The sequence below is a fragment of the Neorhizobium tomejilense genome (assembly GCF_964254135.1).
GTDB lineage: Bacteria > Pseudomonadota > Alphaproteobacteria > Rhizobiales > Rhizobiaceae > Neorhizobium > Neorhizobium tomejilense.
The window spans coordinates 4,480,405-4,500,143 of record NZ_CAXUSO020000001.1; the positions used below are offsets into that span (position 1 = coordinate 4,480,405).

The following is a 19,739-nucleotide window of genomic DNA, read 5'->3' on the forward strand; positions in this document are numbered from 1 at the left end:
ATCCTTTCATTTCGGGAACGGCAAGGAAATTCCAAAAAGTCGCACTGATGCCCGGTCGATCCTGAGGCCGACCGGGCAATGGCGTTCACAAATCCAAGTTACCAGGGAAGTGTTTGATCGTCGAAGAAATAGCCGGCCGTCGGGCCGTCTGGACCCAACGTGGCAAGCCGCACCGGTGCTTCGGCCGCCTGTTCGACGGTGCGATAGCCCGAATGGCCGTTCATATCGGTCTTGGTGTAACCCGGATCGGCCGCATTGACCTTGATACCGAAGGGCGCTGCCGCCTTGGCGAACGATACGGTAACCGCATTGAGCGCCGTCTTGGACGAATTGTAGCCAAGCGCATTGATCTCGTAGAACTGATTTTGCGGGTCGAGCAGAGCCTGGAGCGAGCCGAGCTCGCTGCTGAGCATGACGACGCGTCCTGCGCCGGATGCCTTGAGCAGGGGCAGCGCCGCCTGGGTGATGCGGATCGGCCCGAACGTGTTCACCTCGTAAACCGCTTTTACGACCTCGATCGGCTCGTCGAAGGGCTGGTGCGTAAAGCTGTCGGCGATGCCGGCATTGTTGACGAGCGCGTCGAGATGGTCTGTCTGGCGGCTGAGTTCCGCGATGGCCGAGGTGACGCTTTCGTCGCTGGTGACGTCGAGTTGCAGGACGCGTGCGTCGAGCCCCTGGTCGCGCAGTTTCTGCGCGGCTTCTTCGCCGCGGCCGGTATCGCGGCTGCCGAGCCAGACGCGATATCCCTCGGTGGCGAGCCGTCTTGCGATCTCGAAACCGATGCTTCTGTTGGCGCCGGTGACGAGTGCTGTCTTCTGTTTGGTCATGGGCAATGCTCCTGTGGTTGCAGGCCACAGATGGAGGCATGGATGGTCTGGGCGTGAGCCAAGAACTGCCGATTTCTTGCCTAATCCTCCCGACTGCAGCTCTTGCATCGGCGGTAGCTCTTGCGCCCGCGCCAGTCTGTTGGCATCTCAAGGGTCATGACGAAGCCCATGGATGAAATCCGCGATCTGGTCTCGCGACATGCTATCGGCCGCCGCACTGAAACGGCGGTGCCGCGCCTTGTCATCATGAAGGGAACGAACCCGACCAGCATGCTGCCGAGCGTATACGAGCCGATGCTTTGCCTTGTTCTGCAGGGATCGAAATGCGTGGTGATCGGCGACCAGGCGATGCATTACGACAGTGCGAGCTATTTCGTCTCCTCCGTCGAAGTGCCGGCCTCGGGGCAGATTGTCGATGCGAGCCCCGAACAGCCCTACCTTGCGCTCAGCCTAACGCTCGACATGGCAGCAATTGCCGAAATCCTGATCGACATGCCGGACGACGCCGTTGTTTGCTGCGGCGCCTGTTTCGGGGTGAGCCCCGTAACGCCGGAACTCGCCGAGGCCTTCCTGCGCTTTGCCCGGCTGGTCGAACGGCCGCAGGATGTTCGTGTGCTCGGTCCGCTGATCGAGCGGGAAATCCTCTATCGGCTGCTGCAAGGGCCGCAGGGGGCGGCGATCCGCCAGCTGGTGCGGCCGGAGAGCCGGCTTGGCCATATCCGCAGGGCGATCGGCCATATCCGCACGTATTTCGATGCGCCGCTGAGGGTCGACGAATTGGCGAGGGTTGCGGGCATGAGTGTTTCGGTCTTTCACCGCCACTTCAAGGAAGTGACTGCCATGAGCCCAATCCAGTACCAGAAGAGCATCCGCCTGCACGAAGCCCGCCGCCGGTTGCTGGCGGAAGCGGGCGATACGGCGCGGGTCGCCTTTTCGGTGGGATACGAGAGCGTCACCCAGTTCAGCCGCGAATATGCCCGCCAGTTCGGCGCCTCGCCGGCCCGCGATGTCGGCCGCCTGCGCGACAGGTCGGTTGGCGATGCCGAACTGGTTGAAGGCTGATAAGTGAAAAGCCCGGAGGTTTGCTCCGGGCTTTGATGCTCAACCTCAATCGATGATTACAGCGTGCCCTTGCGCTGCTGAACCATCATGAAGGTGTCATAGCTGTATTCGGCGATCTGGTTCCAGAGATAGCCTTCCCTCTTGAAGGCCTGCTGGCTGTCATAGATCTTCTTGAAGGCGGCGTTCTTGGCGTTGAGTTCGGCATAGACTTCGAGCGCAGCCTTGTAGCTGGCTTCGAGGATTTCCGGGCTGAACGGCTTCAGGACCGCGCCTTCCGAAACGAGCTGACGCAGCGCCTTGGCGTTGCTGGTGTCGTAGCGGGAAAGCATGTTCTGGTTGGCATTGGCGCATGCATCCTTGATCATGCGCTGGTAGCTCTTCGGAAGGGCGTTGAACTTGTCCTTGTTCATGAAGGCGTGGACGGCCGGTCCACCTTCCCACCAGGCCGGATAATAGTAGTACTTCGCGACCTTCACGAAACCGAGCTTCTGGTCGTCATAAGGGCCGACAAATTCGGTGGCGTCGATCGTGCCCTTTTCAAGCGCTGCGTAGACGTCGCCGCCGGCGATCTGCTGCGGCGTGACGCCGAGTTTCTGCATCACCTGGCCTGCGAGGCCGGCAATGCGCATCTTCAGGCCCTTCAGGTCTTCGATCGTGTTGATTTCCTTGCGGTACCAACCACCCATCTGGGCACCGGTATTGCCGGCCGGCAGCGCGAAGAGATTGTAGCCGCCAAGGAAGTCGTTGAGCAGCTCGTTGCCCCCGCCGACCGAGAACCATGCATTGGTCTGGCGGGCGTTGAGACCGAACGGAACGGCGGTGCCGAGCGCAAAGGTCGGGTCCTTGCCGATATAATAATAGGCGCAGGTATGCGCCATTTCGACGGTGCCGTTGGAAACGGCATCCGCTGCCTGCAGAGCCGGCACGATTTCGCCAGCGGCGAAGGTGTGGATCGTAAAGTTGCCGTCCGAGGCTTCCTTGACGCTTTCGGCGATGTCGGTGGCGGCGGACCAGAGGATGTCGGTGTTCTTGGTGAAGGACGAGGTCATGCGCCAGGTGATCTTCGGAGATTCCTGGGCAATGGCAGGCGCTGCGAGCGCGGTCGCTGCGGCGGCGCCCACGCCGGCGGTCGCTGCCTGCCGGAAGAAGTTTCTGCGGTTCATGGGATTTATGCCTTCTAAACTTTGGGAGGTGCCCGGATTTTGGCCCGCGCGGCGCAGCTCATAGTCCTTTCGTTTCGGGAACAGCAAGAAAAAAATCCAGAAGATTACGCTGCAGCGCAGCAAATCTTTCCGGATATTGCGCCAGCCGTTCCCCACCCCCTTTAGATCGCGGGCGAGGCAGAAATCCCTTGAAGTTTTCAGACGACGCTTTAGTTTAGAATAATTCTAATAGAGGTTTTCATGCTCGCCCGCCTCCTTACCAATTCCAAGCGCCCATTCGCCTCCCTCGACGAGAAGGAAATCCTGGCGCTCGCCATCGCTTCGGAAGAGGAGGATGCGCGGATTTATCTCGCTTATGCGGACAATCTCAAGGATCAGTTTCCCGCATCCGCCAAGGTGTTCGAAGACATGGCGGAGGTCGAGCAGACCCATAAGAACATGCTGATCGAGATGTTTCGCTCACGCTTCGGCGAACGCATCCCGCTGATCCGCCGCGAACATGTGCGCGGTTTCTACGAACGCAAACCGGATTGGCTGACCCGCAACCTGTCGCTCGACACCATCCGGGAACAGGCGGAAGCCATGGAGCAACAGGCTTTCCGGTTTTATACCGAGGCGGTAAAGCAGGTTTCCGACGCCTCGACGCGGCAGTTGCTCGGCGATCTGGCGATTGCCGAGCAGGGGCATGAGGATATCGCCCGCATGCTCGGCGACAAACACGTGACCGACGACGTGAAGACCGAGGAAGACGAGACCGCCCGCCGCCAGTTCATCCTCACCTATGTGCAACCGGGTCTCGCCGGGCTGATGGACGGTTCGGTCTCGACGCTGGCGCCGATCTTCGCGGCGGCCTTCGCGACGGGCGACACCTGGTCGACCTTCCTGATCGGCCTGTCGGCCTCGGTCGGTGCGGGCATTTCCATGGGCTTCACCGAAGCCGCCCACGACGACGGCAAGATTTCCGGACGCGGTTCGCCGATCAAACGCGGCTTTGCCTCCGGTATCATGACGGCGCTCGGCGGCCTCGGCCACACGCTGCCTTACCTCATCCCGCATTTCTGGACCGCGACCATCGTTGCCGCGATCATCGTCTTCTTCGAACTCTGGGCGATCGCCTTTATCCAGAACCGCTACATGGAAACACCGTTCCTGAGGGCAGTCGTCCAGGTGGTGTTCGGCGGATCGCTGGTGCTCGCTGCAGGCATCTTGATCGGGAATGGGTGAAGCGCGACGGCTGCAAGCCGTCAAAACGCTCCAGTGAAGCGTTTTGAGCGCTGAACGCCCTGAGCCCAAAGCGAAGGGCCGGGATCCGGAGCAGCAAACTCCCTGAGATCAAACGCGCGGTCGGGAAGCTGCTGGCAAGAGCGTCACGCCGCCGCTTGCGGCGCCCTGACCCGCGGCACCTCAAGCGAAAACACCGCTCCACCATCATTGTGGGTAGTGAAATGCCCGCCGAGTTGCTTGACAAAATTGGCGATCAGCTTGCTGCCCATTCCGCCGGCCCGATTGAAAGCCTCGATGCCCGGCCCGTCGTCGCGGATGACAAGGCTCAGATTGTCGCCGTCTTCGCGGAGCTCGACGGAAAGCCTGCCGCCTTGACGACCGGCAAAGGCATATTTGAACGAGTTTGAAACGACCTCGTTGATGATCATCCCGAGCGGCAAAGCCTGCTCGCGATCGACGGTCAGCGGCTGCAGCCTGAGGTCGAGCACGACGGGCGTTTCGTAGCCCGAGGCGATGTCGGTGATCAGCTTGGTAGCATAGGGCGCCACCTCGACCTGTTCGAACTGATCGTTCTGATAGATCTGTTCGTGCACGGCGATCATCGCGGCAATGCGCCTCGTCATGTCGTCGCGCGCATCGACCGGCAAGGCTTGCAGCCGCACGAGCGCAAGCACCGCCTGGAGATTGTTCTTCACCCGGTGATGAATTTCCCGCAGCAGGAAGCGGTTGCGCTCCACCGCCTGCTCCAGTTCTTCGTTGCGGGCCGAAGTGCGATAGAGAAGGCGGTTGATCCAGAAGGCGCCGAGGACCAGCAGCGCCATCAACGGCAGCATGACCAGCGTGTCCGAAAGGAGATTGCGCCAGAACTGGTCGAGAATTTCCTGCCGTGCGATGGCCGCAAGCGCGATGAGCGGCCAGCCGGAGACCTTCCAGAAGGCGACGATGCGGGCATGGCCGTCGATCGGCGAGACCGGACTGTGGTAGAAGCCGGTGGGCATTTGGCGCGTCATCGGGTACCACGCGGTCGTACTGAGATCGATCGGGCGCGTTGTCGCCGGCCGTCGGGCCATCAGCCACCCGTCATCCCTGATGATCAAAATCGTGGAGTTCGGCCCAAGCCCCATCGAGGCCCAGAAACCGTCCAGGCTCTCGTTCGGGATGGTAATGCTGGCAATGCCCCGGAAAATCCCGTCTTGCTCGATCCGCCGCGCGACGGTGAAGGATGGCTTGCCGGCAGTTTCGTTTTCGAGCAGCCGGGTGAAAGTCAGCTCCTGGCCATCCCTCAGCCTGCTGAAATATGCACGCGCGCTGTGATCGTCGGATGCATTTTCAGGTGCATTCCCGCCGGCACTGGAAAAGCGGACCACGCCGGTGTCATCCAGAAGTGAATATTGAAAACCCGCCGGCAGTTGTCCGACAGCCCGCGACAGGTCGGCTGCAAGACCGGGCGAACCATCGATCGGCCTGTCTCCCACCTCGGTTCCGATACGCCGCAGGGCCTGGTCGCTTGCCTCGATCATCCACTCCAGGTGAGCCGCGACCACATGCGCAGACGAGAGCGCGCGAGCTTCGCCTTCCTTCAGGGCAGTTCGGTAGTTTTCGAGGATGATAAGGCCGGCGACCGCCAGCAGGGCGAGGGCGAACAAGCCGGTCAGCAGGATCGGGAGGGTGGGCCTCGTTGCACGGGCCGCGTGTGGCAAGCCTGGTTTCACATCGTCACGCACAACCCGCTCCGGTTTCAGAGATTCCCTCCTAGCAGGTTGGATGCATCGGGGAAATGTCTTCCGACAAGGCGACACCAAAAACATTCGCCCGCAACCTGGATGATGCGGGCGAATGTCAATCTGTACTCAAGGGTGCAGGTTATTTCAATGCACCGACCAGCAGGTCGCGGCCGTTTTCGATGGTGACCCAGCGTCCCGTGTTGAACGAGGCCTGACGCTTCAAGAAGGTGTAGGGCGTCGCAAACCAGGGCTTCACCTCGTTATCGAGGTTGTCGAGGATGAAATCCCCGTCCGACGTGCGCAACGTCAGGACCGCATGGCCTTCGCCGTCCGGCTTGCGGACGACGGTCATCAGGAGATCGGAAAGGGCGAAGCCCTGCGCCGCGAGTTCCTTGCGCTTCTCGAGCGCAAAGTCCTCGCAATCGGCGAAATTGCTTGGATAGCTCCAGACCTCTTCGCGGCCGAAGACTTCCTTGTCCGTCTTGGCGATGTAACGCGCGTTGACGGCCCGGTTGATCTGGCGGACGGCAGCCCAGCCTTTGGCGCTGACCTTGGGGGAGGGAGCGGAGCGGCTCTTGATAGAGCATTCCGTCGCATATTTATGACAGAATTCGTAATGGCCGATTGGCTGGGAGGTAACGGCACCGGTGACCATCGCGGCCATTGGCCTTGGAGCCGGAACTGCAGCACTCACTGGTACAAGTACGCTAACTAGGATCACGGCTATACGCCGCGCCTGCAAGGCTATCATCATGGACCCGTCCCTTCAAATCCTAATGAAACGTTAAGGGCGGACGGGAGAGAGAGTCAATCGGTGAGTTTTGTTAACGGCTCATCGCTCGCATTATGGTTAAGGCTGCAACATTTTTGTATCAGCCCAAAATTTAATCATTAAATATTAGGGCCGAGACCGCGGCCCGCAATTTTTCGATGTCCTGGGGCCTGGAGAGCCGGTGATCTCCGTCGCGGATCAGCGTCAGGACGACGTCGTCGGCCGGCAGGAACTCGACGAGCTTCAATGCGTGGGCGTAAGGCACGTCCGGGTCCTTCATGCCCTGCAGGATGTGGACCGGGCAGCCCGTCTCTATAATGCCGGTCATGACCCGATTGCTGCGGCCGTCCTCTATGAGGTCACGCGTATAGATATTGGGCTCCGGGCTGTATTCGGACCGCTCCTCGAGATAACCGCGCTCCGCAAGCGACTGCCGTTCGGCTTCGGTGAGATTCGGCTCGATGAGTTCCGCCGTGAAATCCGGCGCCGGCGCGATCAGCACGATGCCGTCGACCTTCGCAGCCTTCTTGCGCTTCTTCAATTCCTGCACGAGGCGCAGCGCGATCCAGCCGCCCATCGACGAGCCGACCAGGATGACCCGTTTCGGCTTGATATCGTCAAGGACGGCGATTGCCTCTTCCAGCCAGCGCGAGATCGTGCCCTCGCGGAAGGCGCCGCCGGAAATGCCATGGCCCGAATAGTCGAACCGGATCGCCGCGAGCCCGAGTTCGCCGGCAAGCGCGTCGAGTTCGACGGCCTTGGTGCCTGTCATGTCCGACCGGTAGCCGCCGAGCCAGACGAAGGCAGGCCCCGGCTTCTTTTTGCTCGCGGACCGGTGGATGATTGCGATCTCCCGCGCAAACGCTCCGGAGCCGACGGTGATCGTTTTGCGGGTGAGGTTGGCTGCGTCGGTCATGGTGGAATCCTGAGGTTTTGCCGCGCTTATAAAACAGATTCTTAGGCATAGGACAGCAGGTGATTTTTTCACGCGGCTATGCTATTGACTTCGCCGTAGCGATCACGACATTGCCGTCGGCCGCAAGCCGGACGCCCTCGATGTGTCGCTGCGGTGCCGAAACAATCTAGGAGAATACGACCATCCGCAGACCATTCAAAACCGATGCCCCTGTTAAGGACGGGCCGCGCTCCAACCGGGAAATTCGCATTCCCAAGGTCCAGCTTATCGATGCCGAAGGCTTGAACCTTGGTATCGTTCCGACCGAGCAGGCTCTCAAGATGGCTGAGGACGCCGGCCTCGATCTCGTCGAGATCTCGCCGAACACCGAGCCGCCGGTGTGCAAGATCCTCGACCTGGGCAAGCTGAAATATGCGAACCAGAAGAAAGCGGCAGAAGCCCGCAAGAAGCAGAAGATCGTCGAAATCAAAGAAATCAAGATGCGGCCCAACATCGACACGCATGACTATGACGTGAAGATGAAGGCGATGAACCGTTTCTTTGAAGAGGGCGACAAGGTCAAGGTGACGCTGAAGTTCCGCGGCCGCGAAATGGCCCACCAGGAACTCGGCATGAAGCTTTTGCTTCAGGTGAAGGACGATACTTTGGAAATCGCCAAGGTGGAAGCCGAGCCGAAGCTCGAAGGCCGCCAGATGATGATGGTGCTGGCGCCGAAATAAGCGCCGCACCGGATGCCTTTTCGACGGACCGGCTGGCTTGGCCGCCGGATTTTCGTCATGTCTTCTTTCCCATTGCGCTTTTGACCGACTGCGGTTATAAGCGCGCGTTCCGAACGGTCCGGCAGGGCATGCCGTGGCTGTTCTAAATGCTTGAAACCAGCATCGTCTGTGGTTTCGATACAAAACTGGAGTAGCAAAATGCCCAAGATGAAGACGAAATCGGCTGCCAAGAAGCGGTTCAAGATCACCGCCACCGGCAAAGTCGTTGCAGCCGCCGCTGGTAAGCGCCACGGCATGATCAAGCGGTCCAACAAGTTCATCCGCGATGCGCGCGGAACGATGATCCTTGCCGAACCCGATGGCAAGAAGGTTATCAAGAACTACCTGCCGAACGGTCTCTGAGACCCTCGTCACTTTTGGATCAGTTAAGGAGATCATGACATGGCACGCGTAAAACGGGGCGTCACTTCCCGCGCCAAGCACACCAAGACTTTGAAGGCAGCCAAGGGCTTCTACGGCCGCCGCAAGAATACGATCCGGGCCGCCAAGGCTGCCGTCGATCGTTCGCGTCAGTTCGCCACGCGCGACCGTCGCGTCAAGAAGCGCAATTTCCGCGCCCTGTGGATCCAGCGTATCAACGCTGCCGTCCGCGAATCCGGCCTGACCTACGGTCGCTTCATCGATGGTCTCAACAAGGCCGGTATCGAAGTCGACCGCAAGGTTCTCTCCGACATGGCAATCCATGAGCCGGAAGCATTCGGTGCTCTGGTTGCCGCTTCGAAGAAGGCTCTTGAGTACCTCAAGGACGCCGGCACCACCAACGAGTTTGAAAGCGCGGTTCGTTAACCAGCGCTTCCCAAGCTTAATTAGCTTTACTGATTTTGGGAAACCCGCGCTGGTTACGGCTGGCGCGGGTTTTTCTTTTGGCATTCCCACACGTCATTCCCCAAACAGCCGTCACGACCTCGCCATGCATCTCGCCGAGCATCAAACGGAAGAAACCATGTCCGATCTGGAAAACCTGAAAACTTCGCTTTTGGCGGAAATCGCCGGCACCAGTGACGAGGCGGCGATCGAGGCCGTGCGCGTCGGCGCTCTCGGCAAGAAAGGCTCCGTCTCCGAGCTCCTGAAGACGCTGGGCTCGATGTCGGCGGAAGAACGTCAGACCCGCGGCGCGGCGATCAACGCGCTGAAGAACGAGATCACCGACGCCATCGCCGAGCGCAAGACGGTGCTGAGGGACGCGGCGATCGAGGCGCGTCTCAAGGCCGAGACGGTCGACATCTCGCTGCCAGTGCGTTCCTCGCCGGCTGAGCGCGGCCGCATTCATCCGATCAGCCAGATCGTCGACGAGATCACCGCCATCTTCGGCGACATGGGTTTCTCGATCGCCGAGGGCCCGGATGTCGAGACCGACTACTACAATTTCACGGCGCTCAACTTCCCCGAGGGCCATCCGGCCCGCGAGATGCACGACACCTTCTTTTTCCAGCCCGACGAGAATGGCGAGCGTAAGGTCCTGCGCACCCATACTTCGCCGGTGCAGATCCGCACGATGGAAGCGCAGAAGCCACCGATCCGCATCATCATTCCCGGCAAGACCTATCGCCAGGACAGTGACGCGACCCACTCGCCGATGTTCCATCAGGTCGAAGGCCTGGTGGTCGACCGCAAGTCGCATGTCGGCAACATGCGCTGGATACTCGAAGAATTCTGCAAGGCCTTCTTCGAGGTCGAAAGCGTCACCATGCGCTTCCGCCCGTCCTTCTTCCCGTTCACCGAGCCGAGCTTCGAAGTGGACATCCAGTGCGACCGCTCCGGCCCGATCGTCAAGTTCGGCGAGGGCACCGATTGGATGGAAATCCTTGGCTGCGGCATGGTGCACCCGAACGTGCTGCGCGCCGGCGGTCTCGATCCGGACGAGTTCCAGGGTTTTGCCTGGGGCATGGGCCTCGACCGCATCGCCATGCTGAAATACGGCATGCCGGACCTGCGCGACTTCTTCAACGCCGACGTCCGCTGGATGAACCACTACGGTTTCCGCCCGCTCGACATGCCGACTTTGTTCGGCGGCCTGAGCGTGTAAGGGAGAAACGACGATGAAATTCACACTCTCCTGGCTGAAGGATCATCTGGAAACGGATGCGACCCTCAATGAAATTTGCGAGCGACTGACCGCAATCGGTCTCGAAGTCGAGGACGTCGACGACAAGGCCGCCTACAAGCCGTTCGTCATCGCCAAGGTTCTCTCGGCCGAGAAGCATCCGTCCGCCGATCGTCTCAAGGTGCTGATGGTGGATGCAGGCGACGGCAAGCCGGTGCAGGTCGTCTGCGGCGCCCCCAACGCACGCGCCGGCATGATCGGCGCCTTCGCGAAACCTGGAACTTACGTTCCGGGGATCGATGTCACGCTCGCCGTCGGCAATATCCGCGGCGTCGAAAGCCACGGCATGATGTGCTCGGAAAAAGAGCTCGACATGTCCGACAACCACGACGGCATCATCGACTTGGCCGAGGATGCGCCGGTAGGCACGCCGTTCGCCTTCTATGCCGGCCTCGACGATCCGGTCATCGAGATCAACCTGACGCCGAACCGTCCGGACTGCACCTCGATCCACGGCATCGCCCGCGATCTGGCGGCCTCGGGCCTCGGCACGCTGAAACCTCAGGCAAAGCCGGACTTCAAGACCGAAGGCCAGACCTCCGTCGGCCTGAAGATCATTCTCGACGACGAGCGGCTCTGCCCCGGTTTCGGCCTGCGCCTGGTGCGCGGCGTCAGGAACGGCCCGAGCCCGCTGTGGATGCAGCAGCGGCTGAAGGCGATCGGCCTTCGCCCGATTAACGCGCTGGTCGATATCACAAACTTCATGACCTTCGACCACGGCCGGCCGATGCACGTCTTCGATGCCGCCAAGGTGAAGGGCGACCTTACGGTTCGCCGCGCGTTGGACGGTGAGACGGTGCTGGCGCTGGATACCCGCGAATACAAGCTGAACCCCAGCAACGTCGTTATATCAGATGAAAACGGCGTGGAATCGATCGGCGGCATCATGGGCGGCGAACATTCCGGCTGCGACGAGAACACCGTCGAGGTGCTGATCGAATCCGCGCTCTGGGATCCGATCAACATCGCCAAATCCGGCCGCGCGCTCGGCATCATCACTGACGCGCGCTACCGGTTCGAGCGCGGCGTCGATCCGGAATACATGGTTCCCGGCCTCGACCGCACCACCCAACTGGTGCTAGAACTCTGCGGCGGCGTGGCCGCCGAAGCGAAAGTCGTCGGTTACAAGGGCCATCAGCCGAAGATCGTCGATTTCCCCTATACGGAAGTGAAACGCCTGACTGGTCTTGAAGTGTCGACCGAGGAAAGCCGTCATATCCTGACGCGACTTGGTTTCGCGGTCGAAGGTTCCGGAGAACGCGTTTCCGTCACCGTGCCGTCCTGGCGTCCGGATGTCGACGGCAAGGCCGACCTCGTCGAAGAAGTCATGCGCATTCATGGCGTCGACCAGATCAAGCCGGAGCCGATCGAGAAACTCTCGAGCGTCAATGCCAAGATCCTGACAACCCTGCAGATCCGCACCCGCACCGCCAAGCGGGCGCTTGCCTCGCGCGGCATGCTGGAAGCCGTCACCTGGTCCTTCATTCCGGAAGATCAGGCAAAGCTCTTCGGCGGCGGCGCCCGGGCGCTGAAGCTTGCCAACCCGATTGCATCCGACATGTCCGACATGCGGCCGTCGCTGCTGCCGGGCCTGCTGTCCGCGGCACAGCGCAATGCCGACAAGGGCTTTGGTGACGTGGCGATCTTCGAGGTGTCCGGCACTTACGAAAGCGACAGGCCGGAAGGCCAGCGCCGCGTCGCCGGCGGCATTCGTCGCGGCACGGCTACGATCAACGGCACCGGCCGCCTCTGGTCGAACGCTGCCAAGGGCGGCGGCAAGCCGGTCGACGTTTTCGACGCCAAGGCCGATGCACTGGCGGTGCTCGAAGCCTGCGGCCTGCCGATGGGTAACGTCCAGGTCGAGAAGGGCGCACCGGAATGGTATCATCCGGGCCGCTCCGGCACCATCAAGATGGGTCCGAAAGTCGTGCTCGGTTATTTCGGCGAATTCCACCCGAAGACGCTCGGCGCTCTTGATGTTTCGGGCGCACTCAGTGGCTTCGAGGTTTTCCTCGACGCCATGCCTGAGCCGAAGAAGAAGGCGACGCGCACCAAGCCGCCGCTTGAGCTTTCGCTATTCCAGGTGGTCAAGCGCGACTTCGCGTTCGTGGTTTCAAGCGATGTCGAGGCCGGCGCGATCGTCAAGGCGGCATCGACCGCCGACCGTAAGCTGATCACCGGCGTCAACGTCTTCGACGTGTTCGAAGGGGCGTCGCTTGGCGAGGGTAGGAAGTCGATTGCGGTCGAAGTGCTGATCCAGCCGGTCGAGCGCACGCTGACCGACGAGGATTTCGATACGCTGACCGCCAAGATCGTCGCCAATGTTGAAAAGACCACTGGCGGTACCTTGCGCGCCTGAAACGGGTGGCCTCAATCACCGCTGAAAGATAGCCTGCCTCGCGGATGATGTGAGGCAGGCTTTTTTGTCGGAGGAATGATGCGCACACCGGGATCGATGAAAGGACTGGAGGAACTCGGCCGGGTGCGGCTGTCGAAGAACTTCTTCTTCCGCGATTTCCTGTTTTCGGAGATCGCCAATTTCTACGCCATTCCGAACATTCCCGAAGACCCGGATCTGGCGATCGAGGCGGGCCGGCACCTTTGCGAGGAACTGCTGGAGCCGCTGCAGGCGACGTTCGGGCGATTGCATCTGCGCTCCGGTTATCGCTGCGCTAAGGTCAACGAATTCGGCAACAAGAACAATCTCAATTGCTCCTCCAATGCCAATACCGCCGCCGACCACATCTGGGATCGGCGCGATGCCAAGGGCTTCATGGGCGCCACCGCCTGCGTCGTTTTCCCCTGGCTGGTCGACACCTATCACGACGACGGCGACTGGCAGAAGATGGCTTGGTGGATCCACGACCACCTGCCTTACTCGTCGATCATGGTCTTTCCGAAACTCTGGGCGATGAACATCCAGTGGCACGAAAAGCCCGCCCGGCGTATCCGCAGCTTCGCCGAACCGCGGGGCGTACTGACCAAGATCGGGATGCCCAACAACGAAGGCGATCATTCCGAGCATTACATCGGGTTTCCGGCGCTTGAACGGTAAGCGACGGCGGACCGTTCAGGAATGCAGGTGATAGAGCTTGTTGACGATCACCCAGCGGCCGTCGATCTTCAGAAGCGAGAGATAGTCCGAGAACCGCATGCCGGCGAACTGATCGACGACCTTCACCGTCGCGGCGTCGCCGGTGACGTCGAGCGCTTCGATCTGGATCAGCGGCTGGGTATCGGCGGGTGCTGCACCTTCCGATGTGACCGCCCCGATGAAGTCGTCGAGCGACAGCCATTCGACCGCCCCGTCGTAATTGCCGATGATACACGCCTTGGGATGGAACGCCTTTCGAAGCGCCGCCTCATGCGCAAACGTCATTCCGTCCACATAGAGATGGATCACCGCCTGAACGGCGCGCTCCTCGGACATCGATCTTCTCCCGTGTTAGCGCCAGCATACTAACACAAAAAGATGGAAGTCCGAGATTGCGTTAGCAAGTGCAAATTTAGCGATTGGTCCAGGCCATGGCCTGTGCCGCATAACGGGTCCCGGAGAATTTTTCCGGCGCCAGCAGATCACCGAGCGTCTTCAGCTCGTCCGCCGAGAGCGAAATTTCCGTGGCGGCAACATTCTGTTCCAGATGCGGGATTTTTCTGGCACCAGGAATGGGCACGATGAAATCCCCCTGTGCGAGAACCCAGGCCAGCGCCAACTGCGCGGCGGTGACGCCCTTCTGGACTGCCATGTCCTCCAGCATCTTCACCAAGGCGGTATTGGCGGCCATGTTCTCGGCGCTGAAGCGCGGCAGCGTGTTACGGAAGTCGTCCGGACCGAAATCCTCCGGCTTCTGGATCTTGCCGGTGAGGAAACCGCGGCCGAGCGGGCTGAACGGCACGAAACCGATATCGAGTTCGCGGCAAGTGTCGAGGATTTCGCCTTCCGGCTCCCGGGTCCAGAGCGAATATTCGCTCTGTAGGGCCGTGATCGGATGGACCGCGTGGGCGCGGCGGATGGCGGCGGCACCCGCTTCGGAAAGGCCGAGCGCACGTACCTTGCCTTCCTTCACCAGTTCGGCCATCGCGCCCACCGTATCCTCGATTGGCACGTTCGGGTCGACGCGGTGCTGGTAGAAAAGGTCGATCACCTCGACCCCGAGGCGCTTCAGCGAGGCCTCAGCCACCTCGCGCACATGTTCCGGCCGGCTGTCGAGACCGGACATGGCCCGGGCGTCGGAGGCATTTGGGTCGATCCTGAAGCCGAATTTGGTGGCGATGACGACCTTGTCGCGGAACGTCTTCAGGCCTTTGCCGAGCAGTTCCTCGTTCTTGAAGGGACCGTAGACTTCCGCCGTATCGAAGAAATTGACGCCGAGATCGACGGCGCGGTGCAGCGTCCTGATCGCTTCCTGTTCGTCCTGGCCGCCGTAGCCGTGGCTCATGCCCATGCAGCCGAGGCCGACGGCGGAAACGGTCAGTTCTTTTCCGAGCTTCCTCATTTTCATGAGAGCCTCCTTTTGTAATCGCAGAAAACTGACGGGCGTCTCGCGGCGCCCGCCGAATTGATCAGGCGCCGGCTTCGTTGAGCAGCTTCATCTGGTCGGCCGAGAGTGTCAGGTTACCGGCGGCGATGATCGCGTCGAGCTGGCCGACGCTGGTGGCGCTGGCGATCGGCGCGGTGACGCCGCGGGTCTGGATCAGCCAGGCGAGCGCGATCGAGGCGGGCTCGGCATTGGTTTCGACCGAGATCTCGTCGAGGGCTGCGAGGATGCGCAGACCCTTGTCGTTGAGATAACCGAGCGCCCTGCCGCCGCGTGCCTTGCCTTCGGTATCGGCCTTGTCGCGGTATTTGCCGGTCAGGAAGCCGGAAGCGAGGCCGTAATAGTTGATGACGCCGATCTCTTGGCTGACGCAAAGGTCGGCAAGCGGACCCTCGAACGTGTCGCGGTCATAGAGATTGTATTGCGGCTGCAGCACGTCATAGCGCGGCAGGCCGGCTTTCCTGGCAGCGTCGAAGCTATCCTGCATCATCTTGGCGTCGAGATTGGAGCAGCCGATCGCCCGGATCTTGCCCTGTTCCTTCAGCTTGGCAAAGGCGCCGAGCGTTTCCTCGTAAGGCACGGTCTCGTCCGGCCAGTGGGCGAGATAGAGGTCGATATGGTCGGTCTGCAGGCGTCGCAGCGAACTTTCGACCTCTTCGAGGATCCACTTGGCCGACAGGTCCTTCTTGCCCTGGCCCATGTCGGAGCCGACCTTGGTGACGATGACGGCCTTGTCGCGGGCGATGCCGCCGCTCTTCAGCCATTTGCCGATGATCGCCTCGGACTCGCCGCCGACATGGCCGGGCACCCAGCGATTGTAGCTGTCGGCCGTATCGATCGTGTTGAAGCCGGCGTCGAAGAACCGATCAAGGATATCGAACGACGTCCTCTCGTCGGCGGTCCAGCCGAATACGTTGCCGCCGAGAACGACGGGCGCAATGGAAAGGCCGGTCCGGCCGAGTGCGCGCAGCTCCATGATATTCCTCCAAAATTTTTTAAGTGAGTGGATGAGCCTGGGAAAGGAGCCTGAGATTAGCCGATGTTCCGCCGCCGACCAGTCCCTATTTTGGGCGGACGATCACTTTTTCAAGCGCCGCATCCGGCCTGCCGTTGCGTGGGTGTCGGCAGGCCAATAAGGTGCGGCAACAATACCATAGGGAGGCTCAACATGCTGCGTTTCGGAATCTTGTCGACTGCCAGGATCGGCCACGAACAGGTGGTGCCGGCGATCCAGGATGCGGAGAACTGCGTCGTCACCGCCTTTGCCAGCCGCGATTTCGCAAAGGCGCGGGCGCTCGCCGACCGTTTCGGCGCTCCCCACGCGTTCGGTTCCTACGACGAGATGCTGGCCTCCGACGTCATCGACGCGGTCTATATTCCGCTCCCGTCCAGCCAGCATGTCGAGTGGTCGATCAAGGCCGCCGAGGCCGGAAAGCACGTCCTCTCCGAAAAGCCGATCGCCATCAAGGCGAGCGAGATCGAGGACCTGATCAAGGTGCGCGACCGCACCGGCAAGCTGATCTGCGAAGCGTTCATGGTCACTTACGCGCCGGTCTGGCTGAAGGTGCGCGAGCTCCTCAGCCAAAAGGCGATCGGCGAGCTGAAGCACGTGCAGGGCTCGTTCAGCTATTTCAACCGCGACCCATCCAACATGCGCAACATCCCGGAACTCGGCGGCGGAGCGCTGCCGGATATCGGCGTCTATCCGACGATCACGACACGTTTCGTCACCGGCCAGGAACCGCAGCGGGTGCAGGCGCGGGTGGAACGCGATCCGGGCTTCGGCACGGATATCTATTCCAGCGTCAAGGCGGATTTCGGTTCGTTTGAAATGACCTTCTACATCGCCACCCAGATGGCGGCCCGGCAGCTGATGGTCTTCCACGGTACCGAGGGTTACATCGAGGTCAAGTCGCCGTTCAATGCCGGCCGCTGGGGTGCGGAGGAAATCGAACTCACCAATCAGAACCACGCGGTGTCGCAGATCTTCCGTTTCCCGGACAGCCGGCAATACAAGCGCCAGGCGGAGGCCTTCGCAAAGGCCGCCAAGGGCGATCCGGTCGAAATCGTGACGCTCGAGAATTCGCTGAAGAACCAGAGGTTCATCGGCGCCATCTATCGCGCCGGCGGACACGACGGCTGGGAAGCGGTCTAGTTCCGCCAGCGGCGGATGCGGTATAGGCCGAATCCGCCGAACAGCAGTGTGCCGGCCCAGCAAAAACCGAGATGCACGAGCGGCTGCACATGCGGTGCGCGCGATGCCAGTGCTGCAAAAATCCCGTAGTTAAGGACAAGGCCGATCGTGACGAGCGGCCAGAAGCCTGGCTGGCGCCTGTGATCCGAAGCCGCGGGGAGTACCCTGTGCAAGGTCAGTGCGGCGACCAAGCCGGCGCTCAACGAGAGCAGGCGGTCGACAAGGGTGACAGCCTCGGTCTCCGTCGTGAGGACCTGCAATAGCAGCGCATCGACGATGATCAGCAGCGCGAGGAGAATGGCAAACCGGGCGCGGCTGGTCATCGTGCGGTCAGCCGTTGATGGCCAGCAGACCGGCAAAGATCAGCACGGTCCCAAGCGCATATCGAAACGTCAGCGGTTCGCCGAAGAAAAACTGCGCCAGCAGCGGCACGAAGCAGAACGTCAGCCCCATGAACGAATAGGCGAGCGTCAGCGGCACGGATTTCAGCACATAGATCCAGACGATCGTGCCGAAACCGTAAAGCGCCAATGCCGCGATCAGCACCGGGTTGGCGGCGAGCGCCGCGAGCCCGCGCAACGAAAAGTCGCCGGCGGTGGAGCTGGTCATCTTGAAGAGAACCTGCCCCATGGCAATCAGCAGCGGCGTTCCGAGAAGCCCGAGCCAGGTGATGGGGGAAAGCGAAACGAACATGAAGCGTCCTCAGTCCGGCCGGTCTTCGCTGTAGAAGATGTCCCGGCCGATATCTTCGCAGGCATGGACCTCCGGCACCGGATGGGCGGCGCGCAGGAAAGAGTGGGTATAGGCGAAGAAGTTGAAATGCGGATTGAACGTGTAGCGGGATTCCCGTTCGCGCGGCACGACGATGATCAGCCGCTTTTTGGCGATCCGCCTGAGTTCCGCGATCGCTTTTTGATATTCCAGCACATGCTCGATGACATGGGTGCAGACCACGGTGTCGAATTCGCCGTCGGCAAACGGCAGGTCCTCGATCTTGGCGGCGACATATTCGACACCCTCGATGGCGGCCGCATCCTCCACGACGAAATCCACGCCGACGAGGCGCGTGAGTTCGGGATGGGCGGCGCGGATATGGGTGAGCAGGGCACCGGTGCCACAGCCGACGTCGCAGACGCTGGTGCCAGTGATCATCGAATTGATGCGCCGGATACAGGCCGCCGAATTGTCCGTGCCCTCATGGACGCGCGGATGGTTGCGGTAGAGTTCCGCATATTCTTCGGCGCTCAGGAACGGCGCCCGTTCGCGAAAACTGGCGAGATGGCTGATATGGTCGCCCCAGACGCGCTTGGCGAGCCAGAGAAAAAGCGGCGAGTCCCTGAGGATCGGCGGCAGCAGGTCCTCGATGACGAAGCGGATGCGGTTGGTGGTTTCTCTGTTCATGCCGCTTTGGTCCTGCGCCGCTCGGGCTTGGCGGGCTGGGCCGCGATTGACGCAGGATCGGCGGCATGGGCACTGGCCGGCAGGCTCATATAATGGATGCGCAATTGCTCGGCCCGGGCGCGCGAGACGGAATCGAGGATCAGCCCGGCGGTGAAGATCAATAGCGACACTAGCATCAGCACCAGTGAGAAGATCCAGGTGGGCATGCGCTCCACCAGGCCAGTCTGGAAATAGGCGACCAGCACCGGCGCCATGAAGATCAGGCACGCCGTCATGAAGGCGCCGCTGATCAGGCCGAAGAACGCGAAGGGCCGTGTCTCCTTCATCAGCATGGCGAACATCCAGAGGATCTTGGCGCCGTCCTTGAAGGTCGAGAGCTTGGAATGCGACCCTTCCGGGCGCCTTCCGTAATCGAGTTCGATTTCGCAGACCGGCAGCTTGAGCAGCGAGGCATGCACCGACATTTCGGTCTCGATCTCGAACCCGCCCGAGACCGCCGGAAAGCTTTTCACGAACCGGCGCGAGAAGGCGCGATAACCGGAGAAGATATCGGTGAAGTCAGGCGCGAACATCGTCCGGTAGAGGAAGTTGAACAGCCGGTTGCCGGCCGCATGACCCTGCCGCCCGGCATCCGCGTGCACCCCGCGGCGGGTGCCGACCACCATGTCGGCGCGCTCGGTCAAAAGCGTGCGGACCAGTTCTTCCGCATCCTGCGGCGCATAGGTGCCGTCTCCGTCGGCCATGATGTAGATATCCGCATCGATATCGGCGAACATCCGGCGCACCACGTGGCCCTTGCCCTGCCGCCGCTCGCGCATCACCAGGGCGCCGGCAAGCATGGCCTGAAGCGCCGTGCCGTCCGTGGAATTGTTGTCGTAGACAAAGATCCGGGCGCCCGGAAGCGCCTCGCGGAAACCGCGCACCACGCCGGCGATGGTCATGGCTTCGTTATAACAGGGCAGCAGGATTGCGATGTCGAAATGGCCGGTCAGGGCGTCGGTCATGTTGTTCACTCGATACACTGAAAACCGAACG

21 protein-coding genes are annotated in these 19,739 nt (G+C 61.2%); 9 read left to right on the forward strand and 12 right to left on the reverse strand.

Features of this window, described 5'->3' with window-relative positions; genetic code table 11:
- Positions 1-98: 98 nt before the first annotated feature.
- Positions 99-827 carry an SDR family oxidoreductase gene (locus tag ACSQ3G_RS22045; RefSeq protein ID WP_436111538.1) on the reverse strand — a complete coding sequence of 243 codons (729 nt, stop codon included), beginning with the start codon at positions 825-827 and terminating at the stop codon, positions 99-101.
- A 168-nt stretch (positions 828-995) separates the two neighbouring features.
- Here ACSQ3G_RS22045 and ACSQ3G_RS22050 point away from each other — a divergent pair, with 168 nt between their 5' ends.
- Positions 996-1,889, forward strand: a complete 894-nt coding sequence (locus ACSQ3G_RS22050) for an AraC family transcriptional regulator (protein WP_436111539.1) — start codon at positions 996-998, stop codon at positions 1,887-1,889.
- 56 nt (positions 1,890-1,945) lie between these two features.
- On the opposite strand, the gene ACSQ3G_RS22055 is transcribed toward ACSQ3G_RS22050, so the two are convergent.
- Positions 1,946-3,052: a TRAP transporter substrate-binding protein gene (locus ACSQ3G_RS22055; RefSeq protein ID WP_436111540.1), complete on the reverse strand. Its 1,107-nt coding sequence runs from the start codon at positions 3,050-3,052 to the stop codon at positions 1,946-1,948.
- 240 nt (positions 3,053-3,292) lie between these two features.
- Between ACSQ3G_RS22055 and mbfA the strand changes: the two genes are divergently transcribed.
- Positions 3,293-4,276, forward strand: a complete 984-nt coding sequence (mbfA, locus tag ACSQ3G_RS22060) for an iron exporter MbfA (RefSeq protein ID WP_105438730.1) — start codon at positions 3,293-3,295, stop codon at positions 4,274-4,276.
- A 143-nt stretch (positions 4,277-4,419) separates the two neighbouring features.
- Here the strand turns inward: mbfA and ACSQ3G_RS22065 are convergent, their stop codons facing one another.
- The 3 genes from ACSQ3G_RS22065 to ACSQ3G_RS22075 form a co-directional block, all read right to left on the reverse strand.
- On the reverse strand, positions 4,420-6,000 hold the full coding sequence (locus tag ACSQ3G_RS22065; RefSeq protein WP_436111541.1) for a sensor histidine kinase: 1,581 nt from the start codon (positions 5,998-6,000) through the stop codon (positions 4,420-4,422).
- Positions 6,001-6,139: 139 nt separating this feature from the next.
- On the reverse strand, positions 6,140-6,754 hold the full coding sequence (locus ACSQ3G_RS22070; RefSeq protein WP_436111542.1) for a transglutaminase-like cysteine peptidase: 615 nt from the start codon (positions 6,752-6,754) through the stop codon (positions 6,140-6,142).
- Between the two features lie 130 nt (positions 6,755-6,884).
- Positions 6,885-7,688 carry an alpha/beta hydrolase gene (locus ACSQ3G_RS22075; protein ID WP_436111543.1) on the reverse strand — a complete coding sequence of 268 codons (804 nt, stop codon included), beginning with the start codon at positions 7,686-7,688 and terminating at the stop codon, positions 6,885-6,887.
- Between the two features lie 182 nt (positions 7,689-7,870).
- On the opposite strand from ACSQ3G_RS22075, the gene infC reads away from it, so the two are divergent.
- From infC to ACSQ3G_RS22105, 6 genes are all read left to right on the forward strand, one after another.
- Positions 7,871-8,407, forward strand: a complete 537-nt coding sequence (gene infC, locus ACSQ3G_RS22080) for a translation initiation factor IF-3 (RefSeq protein ID WP_038548290.1) — start codon at positions 7,871-7,873, stop codon at positions 8,405-8,407.
- 198 nt (positions 8,408-8,605) lie between these two features.
- Positions 8,606-8,809 carry a 50S ribosomal protein L35 gene (gene rpmI, locus ACSQ3G_RS22085; RefSeq protein WP_007751830.1) on the forward strand — a complete coding sequence of 68 codons (204 nt, stop codon included), beginning with the start codon at positions 8,606-8,608 and terminating at the stop codon, positions 8,807-8,809.
- Between the two features lie 39 nt (positions 8,810-8,848).
- Entirely contained in the window at positions 8,849-9,253 is a 405-nt protein-coding gene (gene rplT / locus ACSQ3G_RS22090) for a 50S ribosomal protein L20 (protein ID WP_046627769.1), read from the forward strand.
- Between the two features lie 157 nt (positions 9,254-9,410).
- On the forward strand, positions 9,411-10,493 hold the full coding sequence (gene pheS / locus ACSQ3G_RS22095) for a phenylalanine--tRNA ligase subunit alpha (protein WP_436111544.1): 1,083 nt from the start codon (positions 9,411-9,413) through the stop codon (positions 10,491-10,493).
- 13 nt (positions 10,494-10,506) lie between these two features.
- Positions 10,507-12,930: a phenylalanine--tRNA ligase subunit beta gene (pheT, locus tag ACSQ3G_RS22100; protein ID WP_436111545.1), complete on the forward strand. Its 2,424-nt coding sequence runs from the start codon at positions 10,507-10,509 to the stop codon at positions 12,928-12,930.
- A gap of 78 nt (positions 12,931-13,008) precedes the next feature.
- Entirely contained in the window at positions 13,009-13,626 is a 618-nt protein-coding gene (locus ACSQ3G_RS22105) for a hypothetical protein (RefSeq protein ID WP_436111546.1), read from the forward strand.
- Between the two features lie 15 nt (positions 13,627-13,641).
- Here ACSQ3G_RS22105 and ACSQ3G_RS22110 read toward each other — a convergent pair whose 3' ends face one another.
- The 3 genes from ACSQ3G_RS22110 to ACSQ3G_RS22120 form a co-directional block, all read right to left on the reverse strand.
- Positions 13,642-14,001 carry a nuclear transport factor 2 family protein gene (locus ACSQ3G_RS22110; protein ID WP_046630269.1) on the reverse strand — a complete coding sequence of 120 codons (360 nt, stop codon included), beginning with the start codon at positions 13,999-14,001 and terminating at the stop codon, positions 13,642-13,644.
- A gap of 76 nt (positions 14,002-14,077) precedes the next feature.
- The gene (locus tag ACSQ3G_RS22115; RefSeq protein ID WP_436111547.1) at positions 14,078-15,073 is read right to left on the reverse strand and encodes an aldo/keto reductase; all 996 of its coding nucleotides are present in this window, start codon (positions 15,071-15,073) and stop codon (positions 14,078-14,080) included.
- A 61-nt stretch (positions 15,074-15,134) separates the two neighbouring features.
- The gene (locus ACSQ3G_RS22120; protein WP_436111548.1) at positions 15,135-16,085 is read right to left on the reverse strand and encodes an aldo/keto reductase; all 951 of its coding nucleotides are present in this window, start codon (positions 16,083-16,085) and stop codon (positions 15,135-15,137) included.
- A 192-nt stretch (positions 16,086-16,277) separates the two neighbouring features.
- Between ACSQ3G_RS22120 and ACSQ3G_RS22125 the strand changes: the two genes are divergently transcribed.
- Complete coding sequence (locus tag ACSQ3G_RS22125; RefSeq protein WP_436111549.1) at positions 16,278-17,264, forward strand: Gfo/Idh/MocA family protein; 987 nt, start codon at positions 16,278-16,280, stop codon at positions 17,262-17,264.
- Here the strand turns inward: ACSQ3G_RS22125 and ACSQ3G_RS22130 are convergent.
- From ACSQ3G_RS22130 to ACSQ3G_RS22145, 4 genes are read right to left on the reverse strand one after another with little or no spacing between them, the layout of a single operon-like run.
- Positions 17,261-17,626, reverse strand: coding sequence for a hypothetical protein (locus ACSQ3G_RS22130; protein ID WP_105424633.1), 366 nt, complete (start codon positions 17,624-17,626; stop codon positions 17,261-17,263). The genes ACSQ3G_RS22125 and ACSQ3G_RS22130 overlap by 4 nt on opposite strands.
- 7 nt (positions 17,627-17,633) lie before the next feature.
- Positions 17,634-17,996: an EamA family transporter gene (locus ACSQ3G_RS22135; protein ID WP_105424632.1), complete on the reverse strand. Its 363-nt coding sequence runs from the start codon at positions 17,994-17,996 to the stop codon at positions 17,634-17,636.
- 9 nt (positions 17,997-18,005) lie between these two features.
- The gene (locus ACSQ3G_RS22140) at positions 18,006-18,704 is read right to left on the reverse strand and encodes a class I SAM-dependent methyltransferase (RefSeq protein WP_436111550.1); all 699 of its coding nucleotides are present in this window, start codon (positions 18,702-18,704) and stop codon (positions 18,006-18,008) included.
- Positions 18,701-19,708, reverse strand: coding sequence for a glycosyltransferase (locus tag ACSQ3G_RS22145; protein ID WP_436111551.1), 1,008 nt, complete (start codon positions 19,706-19,708; stop codon positions 18,701-18,703). The genes ACSQ3G_RS22140 and ACSQ3G_RS22145 overlap by 4 nt, the downstream gene beginning before the upstream one ends.
- Positions 19,709-19,739 lie beyond the last annotated feature (31 nt).